Origin of the sequence: Bradyrhizobium sp. STM 3561, assembly GCF_045571455.1 — a bacterium.
Lineage (GTDB): Bacteria > Pseudomonadota > Alphaproteobacteria > Rhizobiales > Xanthobacteraceae > Bradyrhizobium > Bradyrhizobium vignae.
The window spans coordinates 4,994,948-5,011,036 of the sequence record NZ_CP120695.1 but is presented as its reverse complement, the minus strand read 5'-3'; the positions used below and the strand labels follow the sequence as shown (position 1 = coordinate 5,011,036).

The following is a 16,089-nucleotide window of genomic DNA, read 5'->3' as shown; positions in this document are numbered from 1 at the left end:
ACGGGCTGCTTGAGGAAGCGCAGGCCCCGGCTCTACAGCGCATCACCATAGTGCGTCGAAGACGCGCGTCATCGCGCCTTCAGTGCTGCGCAGCGTCTGGGCGAGAGCAGTCAAATGCGCGGGCAGGTTGCAACCCTACCTACGATTGGCCATTATGCCGTGTGGAACCTTTTGGGGCAGGCCATGACGACGGCAACGGGGGTCTCCGCGGCGGCGGAGAGATCGACGACGGCGCATGTGGTCTGGGCGAGCGCGCTCGGCACCGCCATCGAATGGTACGATTTCCTGATCTACGGCACGGCGGCCGCGCTGGTCTTCAACAAGCTCTTCTTCCCGAGCTTCGATCCGTTCGTCGGCACGCTGGCGGCGTTCTCGACCTACGCGGTCGGCTTCGTCGCGCGGCCGATCGGCGGCGCGATCATCGGGCATTACGGCGACCGGCTCGGCCGCAAGACCATGCTGGTTGCGACCATGATCGCGATGGGACTCGGCACCTTCCTGATCGGCTGCCTGCCGACCTACGGTCAGATCGGGGTCTGGGCGCCGATCCTGCTCGTGATCCTTCGTTTCGTTCAGGGCATCGGGCTCGGCGGCGAGTGGAGCGGCGCGGTCGTGATGGTGATCGAGCACGCCGGCAATCGCCGCGGCTTCTACGGCAGCCTGGTGCAGGTCGGCTTTCCCGTCGGCGTCGCTGCCTCCACCGGCATCTTCGCCCTGATGACGAAGCTGCCCGAGGCGGATTTCCTCGGCTGGGGCTGGCGCGTGCCGTTCCTGATCAGCATCCTCTTGGTCGGCGTCGGCTTCATCGTGCGGCTCAAACTCGCGGAGACGCCTCACTTCAAGGAGATCGTCGAACGCAAGGAGGTGCTGGCGCAGCCGGCCCTCGAGGTGCTGCGCCGCGACTGGCGCAGCTTTCTGCTCGCGATCGGCATCACGGTGTCGGAGGTCGGGCTCGCTTATCTCCTCACCGTGTTCACGGTGGTCTACGCGACGACCAAGCTCGGTCTGCCACGGCAGGTGATCCTGGATGCCGTGGTCTATGCCGCGATCGTCGAGTTCGCGACCTTGCCGCTCGCGGGTTGGCTGTCCGACATCTTCGGACGCAAGGCGCTGTATCTCGCCGGCGGCGTCTTCTCGGTCGCGCTGGCCTTTCCGCTGTTCTGGTTCCTCGACAGCAAGGAGCCGGCGCTGATCACGCTCGCGCTCGTCGTCACGATGACTCTCACCCATGCGCTGCTGTTCGGGCCGAAGGCCGCGTTCATGCCGGAGCTGTTCCGCACCCAAGTGCGCTACAGCGGGGCCTCGCTCGGCGCCAACGTCGCGGCGGCGCTGAGCGGCGGCTTCTCGCCGCTGATCGCGGCTGCGCTGTTGGCGTGGGCCGGCTCGTACTGGGCGGTATCGGTCTACATCGTCGCGCTGTCGATCGTGACGATCGTCGCGACGCTGATGGCGCCGGAGACGGCGCGGGATTCGCTAAGATCCTGAGCGCCCGGACGAGCAAGTGGGATTTGCAGCGTTCGGAAACACCAGGAAGGTGATGGTCGCCGGCGCAAACTTGACTGCTCCCGGCGGCGTTGCGCGTGCCTCGAGCCGGGGCAGCTGGCCATCCGTCGTCAGCGCGAGCCTCTTGCCGTTCAACTGCACAGCCGTGCCCTGCAACCGCGCCGCATGCAGCGTGTACCGTTCGGCGGAATCCGAAAGCGTCAGCGCGTGTGACATGCGACGCGAGGTGTTGATTGCGAGCAGCGACACCGCACCTGCCACGGCCGGGTGGCACTGCGCATAGAGATGGAGACCGCGCGGAGCAGCCTTTCCTGCGTCGAGCACAATCGTTCCCATCAGCCGGCGCCAGAGCAGCGCGGCCCAGTAGCTCGGCCGCGGCCGGAACGTCGTTTCGTCGAGCAGGCCGTAATCGCTGGCGGCCAGCGTGTTGTGCATCACCACCTGGACGCCGGCCCTCGCCAGGCGTCCGAGCTGGTCGACATAGCGGAAGGTGTCGAGAAAAGTCCGATCCCATCGGTTGCCGCCGCAGGCCGCATCGGCCGTCTCGGTCAGCCAGATCGGCTTGCCCGGCTCGAATGCGTCGCGCAGGGCCTGATAAGTGCCGAGCGTCGCATCCGTGCGCGCCAGCCAGTCCTCCGAGAGGGCCTGCGCCGGATCATCGTGCCCGCCGCAGCGCGGCGAGATCGTGTTGTAATGGTGATAGGAGAAACGATCGACGCCGGAACCGGATGCGGCAAGCAGGTCGTGTGTGGTGATGCCCGACCCGGATGGCGACGGTGCATCGCCGACCGAGCCGGGGCCGAGGATCAGCGTCTCAGGCGTGGCGCGCCGCATCCAGTCGCGGAAGATCTTGAAGTCGCGGCCATAGGCGGTCGCGTCATAGCCCGCCGGTGCGCCGCCCGTCGCTGCGAGCGTCGGCTCGTTCATGAATTCGGCCGCGGCGATGCGGCCACCCTGCGCGCGCGTGGTGTCGATCAGCTGCTGCGCCTGGTCCGGCTTCCATACGCCATTGGCATCGCGGCTGCCGGGACTGATCGCAAAGGACGTGACGATCTCCGCATCGACAGCGCGCGCGAACTCCACGACGCCGCGCCACTGCGCGCGGCTGAGCACCGAGCCATATCCCGGCGGCGGCTTTCCCGGCGCCTCGGCAAAGAACGTTGCATTGGCCCAGGTGCCGCTCACGCGCAGATAAGCCGGCGACAACGCCGCGGCGAGCAGGCGCAGTCGCGCATTGGCGAGATCGATCGGCGGTCGCCCGCTGTAACGATCCCGCCCATCGAAAGCACGTCCCATTGGCGGATAAGGCCGCCAGAACCGTCCGCCGGTCACCTCCACCATCTCGATGTTGTAGGATTGAAAGCGCTCGTCGATCGTTCCGATCGCATTCAGATTGGAGGGCGAGATGGCAACGCCGCCGGCGTGCGCCGCGCACATCGTTACGGTCGCGAGCAGCGCGATCGTCGTCATGCGCCGGTCCAGATGCATGAGAGGCAACCCTGGCCTTTATCCAGATCGACAATTTACCTGTATTTTACTTATCTGAATTTTACTGCATCATCGACGCCGAGTGCCCGCCGCCGGCGCCTCGGGGGCCGGCCACCGCGGCGCAAAGGGACGGGCCCCCGGCGCCATTGACCAGGGTGGGGCACAAAAAAATCTTCGGCCCCCTCTTGAAACCGATGTCCGGTTTTCTAAGTCGTTTTTCGCCGCGAGAGCGGTGTGCCGGATGCCAAAATCGGGTCCGGCACGGGCGCCGGGCTGGTCTTTTCGGACCCGTCTGAATCCCCGCCTTGCGCTCCTTCGTATCCATCTTGCTCTTTGGAGGACTTGGTTATGAGGACCAGTTTCGACTTCGCGCCCCTGTGGCGCTCCACCATCGGCTTCGATCACCTGGCCGACCTCGTCGACAGCACGCTGCGCCAGGCGACCGAGGACAACTATCCCCCCTACAACATCGAGCGCTCCGGCGAAGACCACTACCGGATCAGCCTTGCGGTGGCAGGCTTCGGCGCCAGCGATATCACCGTGACGGCCGAGCAGAACGCGCTCACCATCGAGGGCAAGAAGCCCGAGACCGCTGCGCGCGAATACCTGTACCAGGGCATCGCCGCGCGTCCGTTCCGGCGTGTGTTCAATCTCGCCGATTACGTCCAGGTCAAGCAGGCCTCGTTCCAGGACGGGCTCCTGATCATCGACCTCGTCCGCGAGGTTCCGGAAGCGATGAAGCCGCGCCGGATTCCGATCGCGGGCGGCGCTCCTGCGGCATCGCAGATCGAGCAGAAGAAAGCAGCCTGAGCGCTCGATCGGTCCACGGCGGACGCGGCGCGCGGATGCGCGGGCCGCGCTCCCGATGCATGAAGGAGAGAACCATGGCTTTTCGTGATCTCATTCCCTGGTCGAGAAACCAGGAGCTCGCGCCGGCGCGCGACAATTTCGATCCGTTCCTGACGCTTCACCGCGAGATGAACCGTCTGTTCGACGACGTCTTCCGTGGCTTCGGCGGGACCGGCCTGTCGCCGCTGATGGAAGGTCGCTTCGGCTGGCCGAAGCTCGAGCTCAGCGAGACCGACAAGACGATGACGATCTCGGCCGAGCTTCCCGGCCTGACTGAGAAGGACGTCCAGGTCGAGATCGCCAATGGCGTCCTGACAGTCCGCGGCGAGAGGAAGGCGGAGCGCAACGGCGAAGGCAGGTACTTCACCGAGCGCTATTACGGCGCCTTCGAGCGGCAGATCCCGCTGGAGGGCGTCGAGGAGGACAAGGCCGAGGCGTCGTTCAAGGACGGCGTCCTGACCGTGTCGCTGCCGAAATCGGAGAAGGCGCGCGAAGGCGTCAAGCGCATCGCGATCAATACGCATTAGTGTCAAGCGGGGCGGCGGCGATTGGCCCCGCCGTCCCGCAGTCAACAACCCCGTCCCCTATGGAAAGGAGTTTGAGGGAGGCACCGCCAATGACCAACGTGAATACCAATATCGGCACTCTCAATCCGCTGTTTCACCCTGCGGCCCATTACAACTCGCCTACCGAAGTCCTGAATGCCGAGGAGCTCTCCACGCCGGAGAAGCGCATCATCCTGTCGTCCTGGGCATCCGACATGTACGCGGTCGAATCCTGTCCGGCCTTGCGCGAGATTCCCGGCATGAGCCACACGGTCCGGCTCGCCGACATTCTGGCCGCCCTGCGCAAGCTCGACGGTGACGGTGACAACGACAACGACGACCCACCGCGCGGCGGCGGCGTGCCGATGCGGCTGCGGCGGCCATGGGCCGCCGCGGAGAGGCAGGCCGCATGATGTTTACGCCCGCCGTTCTCGGACTCGTGCTGCTCGGCCAATCCTCGGCAGCCTGGGTCGTTCCGCTTCTGGCTCTGCAGGGCTGGATCGTCGCGCCACGCGACGAAGGCTGAAGCCACCAAGGTCTCGAATATCCACACAATACCAAGCGGCAGGTGAAGATGATGAATGCTGTGCGTCTGCTTTTCCTGGCCTTGCTGGTGCTGACGCTCACAGCGTCGCAGCCTGCCGCCGGCCAGATTCCGGATATGAAGACCGGCGGCTCGGTGCCGACCCTGGCGCCGCTGGTGCGTCAGGTCACGCCCGCCGTGGTCAACATTTCCGTGCACGGGCGCGTGCGCGAGGACAACCCGCTCTATCGCGATCCGCTCTTCCGCGAGTTCTTCGACGTTCCCCGGCAAATCGAGAAGGAGGTCAATGCGACCGGCTCCGGCGTGATCGTCGATGCCCAGCGCGGCTATGTGCTGACCAACAATCACGTGGTCGAAGGCACCTCCGCGGTTCAGATCACGACCAAGGACGGCCGGCAGTTTTCCGCCAAGGTCATCGGCCGTGATCCGCCCACGGATGTCGCGGTGCTCCAGGTCCAGAGTCCGGCCGGGCTCAAGGCGCTTCCCTTCGGGGATAGCGACGGGCTCGAGGTCGGTGATTTCGTCCTTGCGATCGGCAATCCCTTCGGCCTCGGCCAGACCGTGACATCGGGGCTCGTCAGCGCGCTGGGGCGCACCGGCCTCGGCAAGCAGGGCTATGAGGATTTCATCCAGACCGATGCAGCTATCAATCCCGGCAATTCCGGCGGAGCGCTGGTCAGCTTGCGCGGCGAACTCGTAGGCATCAACTCGGCGATCATCTCACCCGCGGGCGGCAATGTCGGCATCGGCTTTGCCATTCCGGTCAACATGGCGCGCAAGGTGATGGAGCAGATCATCGCCAAGGGGCGCGTCGAGCGCGGCCGCATCGGCGTTTCGCTGAAGGACCTGCATCCGTCAGTCAACAAGGGACTGAATCAAGGCGCCGTAGTCGCCGAGATCGCCGCGGATTCGCCGGCAGAGAGGGCCGGCTTGCGCAAGGGAGATATCGTCACCGGCGCCGACGACCGCCCGATACGCACCGCCGCCCAGCTCCGCAACACGATCGGCCTTGCGCGCGTCGGCGAGGATGTGAAGCTTACTCTGCTGCGCGACGGTACGCCGCTCACCGCCACGGTGAGGGTGGCGCCAGCGGCCGAACCGAGCAGTGCGCTCGCGGGCCCCAACCGCCTCGTTCGCTGAACCGGATGCAGCGGCAATCCGCGAACGGAAGCGCGGTTTGCTTGTCCCCTGCAATGGTCGCAGGCGTATGATCTCCCAGCTCAGGCCGCGCGGTGATCCAGCCCGTCTTGCAGGTCCCGGATAAGCCGCCGCTCGCGTTCGATGCGCTGGCGATAGAGCTCGCGCTCATGCTCGCTCTTCGCGCTGGCAAGAAGCAGCTCGTAATGGCCAATGACCTTCTCGCTGCCTCGAATGAGCAGGTCTCGCTGACTGTTCATTGCGCCATCCCCGTCGCATTGGCCGGCGCTCCCGGGGCGCGGAAGCTGACAGGAAAGATCGCTGCGGTCAGGGCATCGAGCGCCGATTGCTCTTCTGCGAGGCGCCTCTCGATGAAATGGCGCTCCAGCTCCGACAGCCTGGTCTTCAGCAGGCGCCGGTAGCGGTGGATGTTGTTGCGGTGCGCACGAATGCGGGCCAGATTCTCATCGAGCATCATCGTCTCTCCAGACGGTCGCGTTAAGTCCTTTGATTTCGAGGGTGAGAAACTTCTCGGCGAAAAAATATGCGGCGGGTGAACGGTGTCAAGATGCTCGAAGCCCGTGCCAGTCCTTGTTGCTGGCAGGCTGAAGATCGACTATCAGCCGGATCGGAGCGCTTGACGCTGCCCAAGGACAAGGAAGGAAGCACCTGACATGAGAAGGATCTCACCGACGCGACGCGACCTGATTGCAACCGCGGCGGCGGCCACCGCAGCTTCGCTGGCCGAGATCGCACCGGCCGCGGCGCAGGCCGGACCGAAGCCGATCTTCCCGGTGCCGATGGTCACGATCCCGATCGTCGGCGAGAGCCAGGTGTTTCAGGTCCGCCGCATCTACTGCATCGGGCGCAACTATGCGGCACATGCGATCGAGCGCGGCTCGGATCCGAACCGCGAGCCGCCGTTCTTCTTCCAGAAGCCGACGGACGCGATCCAGAACGTCGCGATCGGTGAGGTCGCCGAACATCCCTATCCGTCGCTGACCAAGAATTATCATCACGAGGTCGAGCTGGTCGCCGCGCTGAAGTCCGGCGGCACCAATATCCCGGTCGATAAGGCGCTCGACCACGTCTATGGTTATGCCCTGGGCCTCGACATGACCCGGCGCGATCTCCAGAACGGCATGGCCGCGGAGAAGAAGCCTTGGGAAATCGGCAAGAGCTTTGACCACGCCGCGGTGCTTGGCCCGATTCACCCAGCGAGCAAGACCGGTCATTTCGAGAAGGGCGCGATCTCGCTGGCCGTCAATGGTACGGTGCGGCAGAACTCGGATCTCAGCAAGATGATCTGGAGCGTGGCCGAGCAGATCGCGAAGCTGTCGGAAGCGTTCGAGCTGAAGGCCGGCGACATCATCTATTCCGGCACGCCCGAGAATGTCGGCCCCGTCGTGAAGGGCGACGTGCTGCTCTGCAAGCTCGAGGGCCTGCCCGACATGTCGATCAAGATCGTGTAGTTGCCATGCCGCCGCAACCACCAGTTGGCAGCGGAAGGCTCAGGAATCGCCGAGTTCCGCGGGTCGATTGCCTTTTGTTGGCCGGCAAGTGAACCTCGTGCGGCCATATTTGAGAACGAGTGAATTCCCGTGAGGGAGGCGCTCCGATGAACAAAGCTCTGATCACTGCTATCGCGATGCTGGCCTGCGTGCCCGCGAGCGCGGTTGCGCAGGAGCGTGCGGGCGATGCGGCGCTGGGCGCGGTATCGGGCGCGGTCGTGCTGGGCCCGGTCGGTGCGGTCGCCGGAGCCTTGATCGGCTACACGGCCGGACCTTCGATCGCCCGCTCCTGGGGCACGAGAGGTTCGCACTCGGCAAGGCACCGGCAGCCGCTGCGCCGCGCCGCCGCGACCGGGGGTCCGTCGCGCACGCGCGAGGCGATGGCAGCCAACGGCCAGATGCGCGCTGCCGGCAATCCGGCCCCGCCGGTTCAAGCCGCACCTGCCGTCCCGGCGCAGACCTCGACGCCGCCCGTTCAGGGATTCGATTGAGGCCGGCAGCTTCAAGCCCTCGCCTGTCTGGCGAGGCTTCGTCCCGATCTAGGACTGGCCGAGGATCTTCTTGGCGGCGCGAAGGTGCGGCTTGTCGATCATCTGGCCGTCGAGCCGCAGCGTGCCGGAATCGGGATTGCTCGCGAACGCCGCGATGACCTTCTCCGCCCATGTGCGTTCGGCGTCCGTCGGCTCGAAGGCCGCGTTGACGATGTCGACATGCTTAGGGTGAATCAGCGCCTTTGCCGAAAAACCATCGCGCCGCGCGGCGCGCGTTTCCTGCTCGAGGCCAGTGAGGTTGTCGATATCCGTGTAGACCGTGTCGATGGCCGCGACCTCGGCCGCGGCCGCGGCCATCAGGCAGAGATCGCGCGCGAGGCGATAGGGGCTGTGGAACACGCCGCCGCTCGCTTTCTCGGTGGCACCAAGCGAGGCGGAGAGATCCTCAGCGCCCCACATCAGCCCGGCAAGGCGAGGGGAGCAGCCCTTGTAGCTGCCGAGCCCGAAGATCGAACTGGCCGTTTCCGTCGCCACGCAAACGATGCGGGTCGCGCCGATCTCGATGCCGGCTGCCGCCTCGAGCGCTTCGAGCCAGGTCGCGACCTGCCGCACGTCGTCGCCGCCTTGCGATTTCGGCAGCACGATGCCGTCGGGCCTGCCCGGCATCACCGCCGCGAGGTCGGCCAGCGTCATGCCGGTATCCAGCGCATTGACGCGGACGTAGAGCTGGTGTGGGCCGGGACGGCTCTTCAGCATCGCAACTGTCAACTCGCGCGCCTCCGCCTTTTTCTCTGTGACGACGGAGTCCTCGAGATCGATGATCAACGCGTCGGCCTTGCCTTCGCTCGCCTTCTCGAACTTGCGCGGGGAATCGCCCGGCACGAACAGCATCGAACGCATCAGACCGGCCTCTTGTGCATCATCGCCATGCGGCGGCATTTTCCGACGATTTCGTCGTTCTGGTTCAGGGCGTGGTGCTCGAACTCGACGATCCCGGCCGTGGGCCGCGATTTGGATTCTCGCACCGAGAGCACCTTCGTCGTCGCCCGCAAGGTGTCGCCATGGAAGACCGGCCTTGGAAAGGTGACGTCGGTCATCCCGAGATTGGCGACGGTGGTCCCGAGGGTCGTATCATAGACCGTCATGCCGATCATGATGCCGAGGGTGTAAAGGCTGTTGAAAATGCGCTGGCCGAACTCGGTCTTCGCGGCGAAATGGGCGTCGATGTGCAGCGGTTGCGGATTGAGCGTCAGCAGACTGAACATGGTGTTGTCCATCTCCGTAACGGTCCGGGTCAGCGGATGCCTGAACTCCTGGCCTACGGAAAAGTCTTCGAAATAAAGTCCGGCCATCGCGGTTTCCTCCCTGCGAAATAACGGCGCGCTCGCACCGTCGCGCCGCATGACCCTATGCATGGTACACACAGTCTACGGATAAATTCACGTATCTGTGCCCAGTTTTTCGAGCTAAGAACGCGAGCAAAGGCGCGACCGAGGCACAGCAATAGGTCGTGGCCTTGGTTGGGGAACGCGAAGGCAAGGGAGATGGCGGGGTCGCGGCTCCCAAGGAGGAGATCAAGAACATGGATTTCGCGCTCACCGATCAGCAGGAAGCCATTCGCGACGCGATCGCCAAGATCTGCGAGGGCTTTCCCGATGCCTACTGGCTGAAGAAGGATCACGACGGCGGCTTCCCGCACGACTTCCACAAGGCGCTGGCGGACGCCGGCTGGCTCGGCATCTGCGTGCCGGAGGAATACGGCGGCTCCGGGCTCGGCATCACGGAAGCCGCGATCATGATGCGTACCATCGCGGAGTCCGGCGCCGGCATGTCCGGTGCCTCGGCCGTGCATATCAACGTATTCGGGCTCAATCCGGTGGTCGTGTTCGGCACCGAGGAGCAGCGCAGGCGCATGCTGCCGCCGATGGTCGAAGGCCGCGAGAAGGCGTGCTTCGCCGTCACCGAGCCCAACACGGGACTCAACACCACGCAGCTCAAGACCCGCGCGGTCGCCAAGAACGACCGCTACATCGTCAACGGCCAGAAAGTGTGGATCTCGACCGCACAGGTCGCGCACAAGATCCTGCTGCTGGCGCGCACCACCCCGCTGGAGGAGGTGCGCTCGCCCACCCACGGCCTCAGCCTGTTCTATACCGATTTCGACCGCAACAGGATCAAGGTCCACGAAATCGAGAAGATGGGCCGCAAGATCGTCGATTCCAACGAGCTGTTCTTCGAGGACTTTGAAATCCCGATGGAGGATCGGATCGGCGAGGAAGGCAAAGGCTTCCAGTACATTCTCGAAGGGATGAACCCCGAGCGCATCCTGATTGCGGCCGAAGCCGTGGGTCTCGGCAAGCTCGCGCTGTCGCGCGCGACGGAGTACGCCAAGACGCGCACCGTGTTCAACCGCCCGATCGGCAAGAACCAGGGCATCCAGCATCCGCTCGCGGTGAACTGGGTCGAGCTCGAAGCGGCCTGGCTGATGGTGATGTCGGCGGCGTGGCAGTACGACAAGGGCATGCCGTGCGGCGCTGCGGCCAATGCCGCGAAATATCTGGCGGGCGAGGCGGGCTTCTCGGCCTGTGAGCAGGCGGTAATGACCCATGGCGGCTTCGGTTATGCCAAGGAATTCCATGTCGAACGCTATTTGCGCGAGGTGCTGATCCCGCGCATTGCGCCGGTCAGCCCGCAGCTCGCACTCAGCTTCATCGCGGAAAAGGTGCTGGGGCTCGCGAAGTCCTACTGAACGAGTCTCGCGGCGCAACCAAACAGGCCGGCTTATTCGGCGGCGATGCGTTCCATCGCCATGGCACGAAGCCTGGCGCGTTGGATCTTGACGCCGTTGGCGCTGTCGGTGACGGGGAAGGCGTCCACGACATAGATCCGGGCCGGCACCTTGTAGCCGGCGAGCCGTTCGCGCAGATGAGCGGTCAGCGCCTCCTGTCGCGGTGGATCTCCAGCCGTTATCACGAAGGCGACGCAGCGTGCCTGACCCCTGAGATCGACCGCGACGACCTGGGCGTCGGCGACACCGGTGCAGGATTTGAGCTCGTCCTCGATTTCGCCGGGCGCGACCAGGAAGCCGCCGAGCCGCATCGCATCGCCGGCGCGCGTCTCGTAGACAAAGGAGCCGTCGCCGCGCAGCCGGCCGATGTCCCCGGTGCGGAAGAACCCGTCGGCGGTGATCGCTTCATGCGTTGCCGCGGGATTGTTGAAGTAGCCGAGGAAGCGTGACGGCGCGCTGATCTCGATCTCGCCGGGCACGCCTTGGGGCGCAAGCTCGCCGGTCTCGACATCGCGTACGCGGACTTGCGCGTCAGGCGACATCGGCCAGCCGCCACCCTCGATGCGGTCGGCGAAGGCATCACCGGTGCGGCCGATCGAGAACAGCGCCTGCACCTCGCTCGAGCCGTAGAGGCCGAACAGCTTCATGCCGCGCGCCTCTGCTTCGACTGCCAGCTCGCGCCAGCCGGGCTGGAACGCGGCGAAGCCACAGACTTCGAGATATGGAAATGGGCGCGGCGCATCGGTGAGGGCGAGAATGCGCCGGAACATCTCGTCGGAGCCGAAGGAATGCGTGATCCTGCACGCGCTGAGAATCTTGAGGGCCGGCGCGGCTTCGAAGGCGTCGAGCACATGGATGGTCGCGCCGGCTGCGATGAAGCCGAGCAGGCTCGTCATGCCGAACGTGCCGCAGAACGGCAGCATCGCCAGCAGCGAATGACGCCGGTGATCGAGTTGGAGCGCGCGGGCGACGGAGGCGGCGTGCGTCGCCAGCGTCCGCTGCGAATGCGCGACCAGCTTCGGGCCCTTGGTGGTGCCTGACGTCGTGTAGAGCAGCACGGGCAGGTCGACGTCGTCCTGGGCCGGCGGAGCCGGTGGATAGGGTTTCTCAAACGCGTCGAACCGCACGCAGGGCCAGTGTGCCGGGATCGCATCCGCGCCAACCACCGCGAGCCTTTGCAGCGCCGGCACCTCGTCTTTGGTGATGCCTGCGAGGATGGCGGCAAAATCGATCGAGCGGAATGCGGCCTCGACCACCATGAGCTTCGCACCGGACACGCGAAGCAGATGCGCGACTTCCGCGCTGCGGTAGCGCGTGTTGACGGCGGCGACGACCGCGCCGAGCCGTGCGGCGGCGAACAGCAGTGCGAGCCATTCGACCCGGTTGACCAGCCAGACCGCGACGACGTCGCCCTTGCCGATGCCCTGCGCGGCGAGCCAGGCGGCGGTCTGCTCGACCTTTGCCGAGAATTCCACGCGGGAGAAGAGTGTGGCGTCGAATACGAAGGCAGGATCGGCGGCGGTCTCGATCCGGATCAGCGATTGCAGCGAAAAAGCGTCGGCGCTCATGCCGACTGGAGTAACGCGCCCGCGCAAACCTGTCTACTTGGTGCCGAACATCCGGTCGCCGGCATCGCCCAGGCCCGGCACGATGTAGCCATGGTCGTTGAGCCGCTCGTCGATTGCGGCGGTCCAGATCGGCACGTCGGGATGCTCGCTCTGGAACTGGGCGATGCCCTCGGGCGCGGCCAGAAGGCAGACGAAGCGGATGTCGCGGGCGCCGCGGGCCTTGAGCAGTGAGGCGCCGGCGCAGGCCGAATTGCCGGTCGCCAGCATCGGGTCCATCAGGATCACGGTGCGGTCGGACAGGTCCTGCGGCGCCTTGAAGTAATATTCCACGGCCTGCAACGTCTCGGGGTCGCGGTAGAGCCCGATATGGGCGATGCGCGCCGAAGGCATCAAGGCGAGCATGCCGTCGAGGAAGCCGACGCCGGCGCGCAGGATCGGCGCCAGCGTGAGCTTCTTGCCGGCGATCTTCGGCGCCTGCATTGGCGCGATCGGCGTCTCTATCTCGACCAGCTCCAGCGGCAGGTCACGCGTCACCTCGTAGCAGAGCAGCATCCCGATCTCGTTCAGGATCTCGCGAAAGCTCTTGGTCGAGCGATCCTTCTCCCGCATCAGGGAGAGCTTGTGCTGGACCAGGGGGTGGACGACGACGTTGACGCTGCTTGTGCTCATGAAACCGATCTACACGGTTCCGTGAAATTGCGCCAGATCGGGCAGGCCTTTTCCGCGGGACAGCTTGCCTCAACCCGGCATTGCGACTGCGCTGCGCGCGCGGTTGCTCGCTTCAAAGGCAGCCATGGTCAGCGCGCGAGCCGTTGCCGCGCGCGGCGCCGCGATCCTAAACGCCCAGGCCGCGTGCTGCCAGCGCGATCACGAGCGTCAGCACGGCGCCCCAGATCATGCTCAGCGTCATCGTCAAGACGATAACGGTGACCACCCGCTCCAGATTTCGCGTGCCGGTCTGCATGCGCGTTTAACCGACATTGTCGCAGCCGATCGGCTCGTAGAGCGGATCGCGGGCCGGACGAACAGAGGGAACGCTCGGCCGGGCTGCCTCCGCGGTCAGCACCTGCACCTCGGCAAAGGCCGACATCAGAGAGAGCGCAAGGTCGGCATGGCGGCCCTCCACCGCGGAGTCCAGCCAGTCCGGCAGTTCGCGTTGGCGCGACAGGGCGCAATGCCACTCCCCATCGTCATAGGCGATACGGCGGACCTGCCAAAGCGGCAGCTCGAGCTCCATCAATGCGAGCGCGGCATCGGCCCAAGCCTCGACGTCGATCAGGCTCATGACGCGCGCGGTGCCTGCGCTTTGCCTGAGCGAGGGCAAGCGTCGGCACGCCCTATCGATGATCTCGATCATCAACGGCCGAGTCGCTGCGCTCGCGGCGCGAATGCGTTCACCCAGCAAGAGCAGATCACGGCGTTCGAGAGCGGCGGTCACTTGGGCCTCGTGGACATCTGCCTCGGTCAGTCGGCCGGCGTGTCCAAGATGGCTGGAACGGCATTTGAAAACGAGGTGAGAAAGGGGCGGAAGATATAAGGATTTCATAAAGGCGCGGATGCACTTGCCCGACCGACCACGGCAAGCCGGCTCGCCGGCCTTTATGAGATTCCTATAACTTCGCCGCGGCCTCCGTCTCGAAAACCTATGTCCGCGGTGGCACCTCAGCGTCGTGCCGCCGGCAGGCCGAGAATAATTGCCGGACATAAGGACACGACGAGGATCATCTCCATGATGGACATTCTGATGCTGGCGCTGGGCTTTGTCTTCTTCGCGCTCGCGGTCGGCTATACCTACGCCTGCGAACGGCTTTGAGGGAGCGGACCATGATCTTCGATTATGCGCTCGCCGGCGCCGTCTCGTTCGGCCTCCTGATGTATCTCACCTACGCGCTGCTGCGGCCCGAACGGTTCTGAGCGGGCGCCGCTCTAACGCGATTCCACAAAGGCTCTCTCCATGACCGTGATCGGTTGGCTCCAGATCATTCTCTATTGTGCCATCATCGTCGCGCTGGCCAAGCCGCTCGGCTGGTACATGACGCGCGTCTTCAGCGGCGAGCGGACGTTCCTGTCGCCGGTGCTGCGCCCGATCGAAGCCGGCATCTACCGGATCTCCGGCGTCGACGAGAAGCGCGAGCAGCACTGGCTGACCTACACGGTCGCCATGCTGCTGTTCCATGTCGGCGGCTTTCTCATCATCTACGGCCTCATGCGGCTCCAGGCCGTGCTGCCGTTCAATCCGGCCGGGCAGTCCGCGGTCGCCGAGGATCTGTCCTTCAACACCGCGATCTCCTTCATCACCAACACCAACTGGCAGAACTACGCCGGCGAGAGCACGCTCTCCTATCTGACCCAGATGGTCGGCCTCACGCACCAGAATTTCCTGTCGGCGGCGACCGGCATCGTGCTCGCGGTGGCGCTGATCCGCGGCTTTGCCCGTGCATCCATGCGCACCGTCGGCAATTTCTGGGTCGATGTGACCCGCTGCACGCTCTACATCCTGCTGCCGATCTGCGTCGTGTTCGCGCTGTTCCTGGTCTGGCGGGGCATGCCGCAGACGCTGGGCAACTACGTCGAAGCGACCACGCTCGAAGGCACCAAGCAGACCATTGCGGTCGGTCCGGTCGCCTCGCAGGTCGCGATCAAGATGCTGGGGACCAATGGCGGCGGCTTCTTCAACGCCAATGCCGCGCACCCGTTCGAAAATCCGACCGCGCTGTCGAATTTCGTGCAGATGCTGTCGACCTTCGTGCTCGGTGCGGCGCTGACCAACGTGTTCGGCCGCATGGTCGGCAACCAGCGCCAGGGCTGGGCGATCCTCGCAGTAATGGGCGTGCTGTTCGTCGCGGGCGTCGCCGTCGCCTACTGGGCGGAGGCTCAAGGCACCTCGACGCTCCAGGCGCTGGGCCTGACCGGGGGCAACATGGAGGGCAAGGAAGTCCGCTTCGGCATCGTTGCGTCCGCGCTGTTCGCGGTCATCACCACCGCCGCTTCGTGCGGCGCGGTGAACGCCATGCACGACAGTTTCACCGCGCTCGGCGGCATGATCCCGCTGATCAACATGGAGCTCGGCGAAATCATCGTCGGCGGCGTCGGCGCCGGTATGTACGGCATGCTGCTGTTCGTCATCCTCGCGATCTTCGTCGCAGGCCTGATGGTCGGCCGCACGCCGGAATATGTCGGCAAGAAGATCGAGGCGCGTGAGGTCAAGATGGCGATGCTCGCCATTCTCGTCCTGCCCCTGATGATTCTCGGCTGGACCGCCGTCGCCGTGGTGCTGCCGCCGGCCGTGGCGTCGATGGCCAATGCCGGCCCACACGGTTTCGCCGAAGTGCTCTATGCCTATACCTCCCAGACCGCCAATAACGGCTCCGCCTTTGCGGGCCTCACCGGTAATACGCCGTTCTACAATCTGACCGGTGGCGTTGCCATGTTCGTCGGCCGCTTCTTCATGATCGTGCCGGCGATGGCGATCGCGGGATCGCTGGCGGAGAAGAAATCCATTCCGCCGTCGATGGGGACCTTTCCGACCACCGGCGGCCTGTTCGTCGGCCTCGTCGTCGGCGTCATCCTGATCATGGGCGGCCTGACCTTCTTCCCGGCGCTCGCGCTCGGCCCCATTGTCGAGCACCTCGCGATGAACGCCGGCAACGTCTTCTGATCCAGCT

General features: G+C 65.1%; 20 protein-coding genes. 11 read left to right on the top strand and 9 right to left on the bottom strand.

Annotated elements, in window-relative coordinates; all coding sequences use genetic code 11:
• Window positions 1-183 precede the first annotated feature (183 nt).
• Entirely contained in the window at window positions 184-1,485 is a 1,302-nt protein-coding gene (locus tag P6U28_RS23755; protein WP_407120024.1) for an MFS transporter, read from the top strand.
• Here P6U28_RS23755 and P6U28_RS23750 read toward each other — a convergent pair.
• Entirely contained in the window at window positions 1,474-2,973 is a 1,500-nt protein-coding gene (locus tag P6U28_RS23750) for a hypothetical protein (protein ID WP_407120023.1), read from the bottom strand. The two genes, P6U28_RS23755 and P6U28_RS23750, sit on opposite strands and share 12 nt — an antisense overlap.
• A 366-nt stretch (window positions 2,974-3,339) precedes the next feature.
• Here P6U28_RS23750 and P6U28_RS23745 point away from each other — a divergent pair, with 366 nt between their 5' ends.
• The 4 genes from P6U28_RS23745 (at window position 3,340) to P6U28_RS23730 (ending at window position 6,069) form a co-directional block, all read left to right on the top strand.
• The gene (locus P6U28_RS23745) at window positions 3,340-3,801 is read left to right on the top strand and encodes an Hsp20 family protein (RefSeq protein ID WP_122401819.1); all 462 of its coding nucleotides are present in this window, start codon (window positions 3,340-3,342) and stop codon (window positions 3,799-3,801) included.
• A 74-nt stretch (window positions 3,802-3,875) separates the two neighbouring features.
• Window positions 3,876-4,367: an Hsp20/alpha crystallin family protein gene (locus P6U28_RS23740; protein ID WP_122401820.1), complete on the top strand. Its 492-nt coding sequence runs from the start codon at window positions 3,876-3,878 to the stop codon at window positions 4,365-4,367.
• 89 nt (window positions 4,368-4,456) lie between these two features.
• Complete coding sequence (locus P6U28_RS23735; RefSeq protein WP_129144054.1) at window positions 4,457-4,798, top strand: hypothetical protein; 342 nt, start codon at window positions 4,457-4,459, stop codon at window positions 4,796-4,798.
• Window positions 4,799-4,959: 161 nt separating this feature from the next.
• Entirely contained in the window at window positions 4,960-6,069 is a 1,110-nt protein-coding gene (locus P6U28_RS23730; protein WP_407120022.1) for a trypsin-like peptidase domain-containing protein, read from the top strand.
• Window positions 6,070-6,149: 80 nt separating this feature from the next.
• On the opposite strand, the gene P6U28_RS23725 is transcribed toward P6U28_RS23730, so the two are convergent.
• Together P6U28_RS23725 and P6U28_RS23720 are read right to left on the bottom strand one after the other, a co-directional pair.
• The gene (locus P6U28_RS23725) at window positions 6,150-6,326 is read right to left on the bottom strand and encodes a hypothetical protein (RefSeq protein ID WP_164936970.1); all 177 of its coding nucleotides are present in this window, start codon (window positions 6,324-6,326) and stop codon (window positions 6,150-6,152) included.
• Window positions 6,323-6,544 (bottom strand): hypothetical protein, encoded by a 222-nt coding sequence (locus P6U28_RS23720; RefSeq protein WP_376707291.1) that lies wholly within the window; start codon window positions 6,542-6,544, stop codon window positions 6,323-6,325. The genes P6U28_RS23725 and P6U28_RS23720 overlap by 4 nt, the downstream gene beginning before the upstream one ends.
• A gap of 196 nt (window positions 6,545-6,740) precedes the next feature.
• Between P6U28_RS23720 and P6U28_RS23715 the strand changes: the two genes are divergently transcribed.
• Window positions 6,741-7,538, top strand: a complete 798-nt coding sequence (locus P6U28_RS23715) for a fumarylacetoacetate hydrolase family protein (RefSeq protein WP_122401822.1) — start codon at window positions 6,741-6,743, stop codon at window positions 7,536-7,538.
• Between the two features lie 146 nt (window positions 7,539-7,684).
• A complete protein-coding gene (locus P6U28_RS23710) occupies window positions 7,685-8,068 on the top strand; it encodes a hypothetical protein (RefSeq protein ID WP_407120021.1) in 384 nt (127 codons plus the stop codon).
• Window positions 8,069-8,116: 48 nt separating this feature from the next.
• Here P6U28_RS23710 and P6U28_RS23705 read toward each other — a convergent pair whose 3' ends face one another.
• Window positions 8,117-8,968 (bottom strand): HpcH/HpaI aldolase/citrate lyase family protein, encoded by an 852-nt coding sequence (locus P6U28_RS23705; RefSeq protein ID WP_407120020.1) that lies wholly within the window; start codon window positions 8,966-8,968, stop codon window positions 8,117-8,119.
• The gene (locus P6U28_RS23700; RefSeq protein WP_407120019.1) at window positions 8,968-9,471 is read right to left on the bottom strand and encodes a MaoC family dehydratase; all 504 of its coding nucleotides are present in this window, start codon (window positions 9,469-9,471) and stop codon (window positions 8,968-8,970) included. Before P6U28_RS23700 ends, P6U28_RS23705 begins: the two co-directional genes overlap by 1 nt.
• 179 nt (window positions 9,472-9,650) lie before the next feature.
• On the opposite strand from P6U28_RS23700, the gene P6U28_RS23695 reads away from it, so the two are divergent.
• Window positions 9,651-10,817, top strand: a complete 1,167-nt coding sequence (locus tag P6U28_RS23695) for an acyl-CoA dehydrogenase family protein (protein WP_092297474.1) — start codon at window positions 9,651-9,653, stop codon at window positions 10,815-10,817.
• A 32-nt stretch (window positions 10,818-10,849) separates the two neighbouring features.
• Here the strand turns inward: P6U28_RS23695 and P6U28_RS23690 are convergent, their stop codons facing one another.
• The 4 genes from P6U28_RS23690 to P6U28_RS23675 all read right to left on the bottom strand — a co-directional run bounded on the left by P6U28_RS23690 (window position 10,850) and on the right by P6U28_RS23675 (window position 13,862).
• On the bottom strand, window positions 10,850-12,424 hold the full coding sequence (locus P6U28_RS23690; protein WP_407120017.1) for an AMP-binding protein: 1,575 nt from the start codon (window positions 12,422-12,424) through the stop codon (window positions 10,850-10,852).
• 33 nt (window positions 12,425-12,457) lie between these two features.
• Window positions 12,458-13,093 carry a uracil phosphoribosyltransferase gene (upp, locus tag P6U28_RS23685; protein ID WP_407120016.1) on the bottom strand — a complete coding sequence of 212 codons (636 nt, stop codon included), beginning with the start codon at window positions 13,091-13,093 and terminating at the stop codon, window positions 12,458-12,460.
• Between the two features lie 166 nt (window positions 13,094-13,259).
• The gene (locus P6U28_RS23680) at window positions 13,260-13,388 is read right to left on the bottom strand and encodes a hypothetical protein (RefSeq protein WP_283809952.1); all 129 of its coding nucleotides are present in this window, start codon (window positions 13,386-13,388) and stop codon (window positions 13,260-13,262) included.
• Window positions 13,389-13,394: 6 nt separating this feature from the next.
• Window positions 13,395-13,862 (bottom strand): hypothetical protein, encoded by a 468-nt coding sequence (locus P6U28_RS23675; RefSeq protein ID WP_407120015.1) that lies wholly within the window; start codon window positions 13,860-13,862, stop codon window positions 13,395-13,397.
• 207 nt (window positions 13,863-14,069) lie between these two features.
• On the opposite strand from P6U28_RS23675, the gene P6U28_RS23670 reads away from it, so the two are divergent.
• From P6U28_RS23670 to kdpA, 3 genes are read left to right on the top strand one after another with little or no spacing between them, the layout of a single operon-like run.
• Window positions 14,070-14,237 carry a hypothetical protein gene (locus P6U28_RS23670; RefSeq protein ID WP_407120014.1) on the top strand — a complete coding sequence of 56 codons (168 nt, stop codon included), beginning with the start codon at window positions 14,070-14,072 and terminating at the stop codon, window positions 14,235-14,237.
• 11 nt (window positions 14,238-14,248) lie between these two features.
• Entirely contained in the window at window positions 14,249-14,338 is a 90-nt protein-coding gene (locus P6U28_RS23665) for a K(+)-transporting ATPase subunit F (RefSeq protein ID WP_091879689.1), read from the top strand.
• A gap of 40 nt (window positions 14,339-14,378) precedes the next feature.
• On the top strand, window positions 14,379-16,082 hold the full coding sequence (gene kdpA / locus P6U28_RS23660) for a potassium-transporting ATPase subunit KdpA (protein WP_407120013.1): 1,704 nt from the start codon (window positions 14,379-14,381) through the stop codon (window positions 16,080-16,082).
• Window positions 16,083-16,089: the final 7 nt, after the last annotated feature.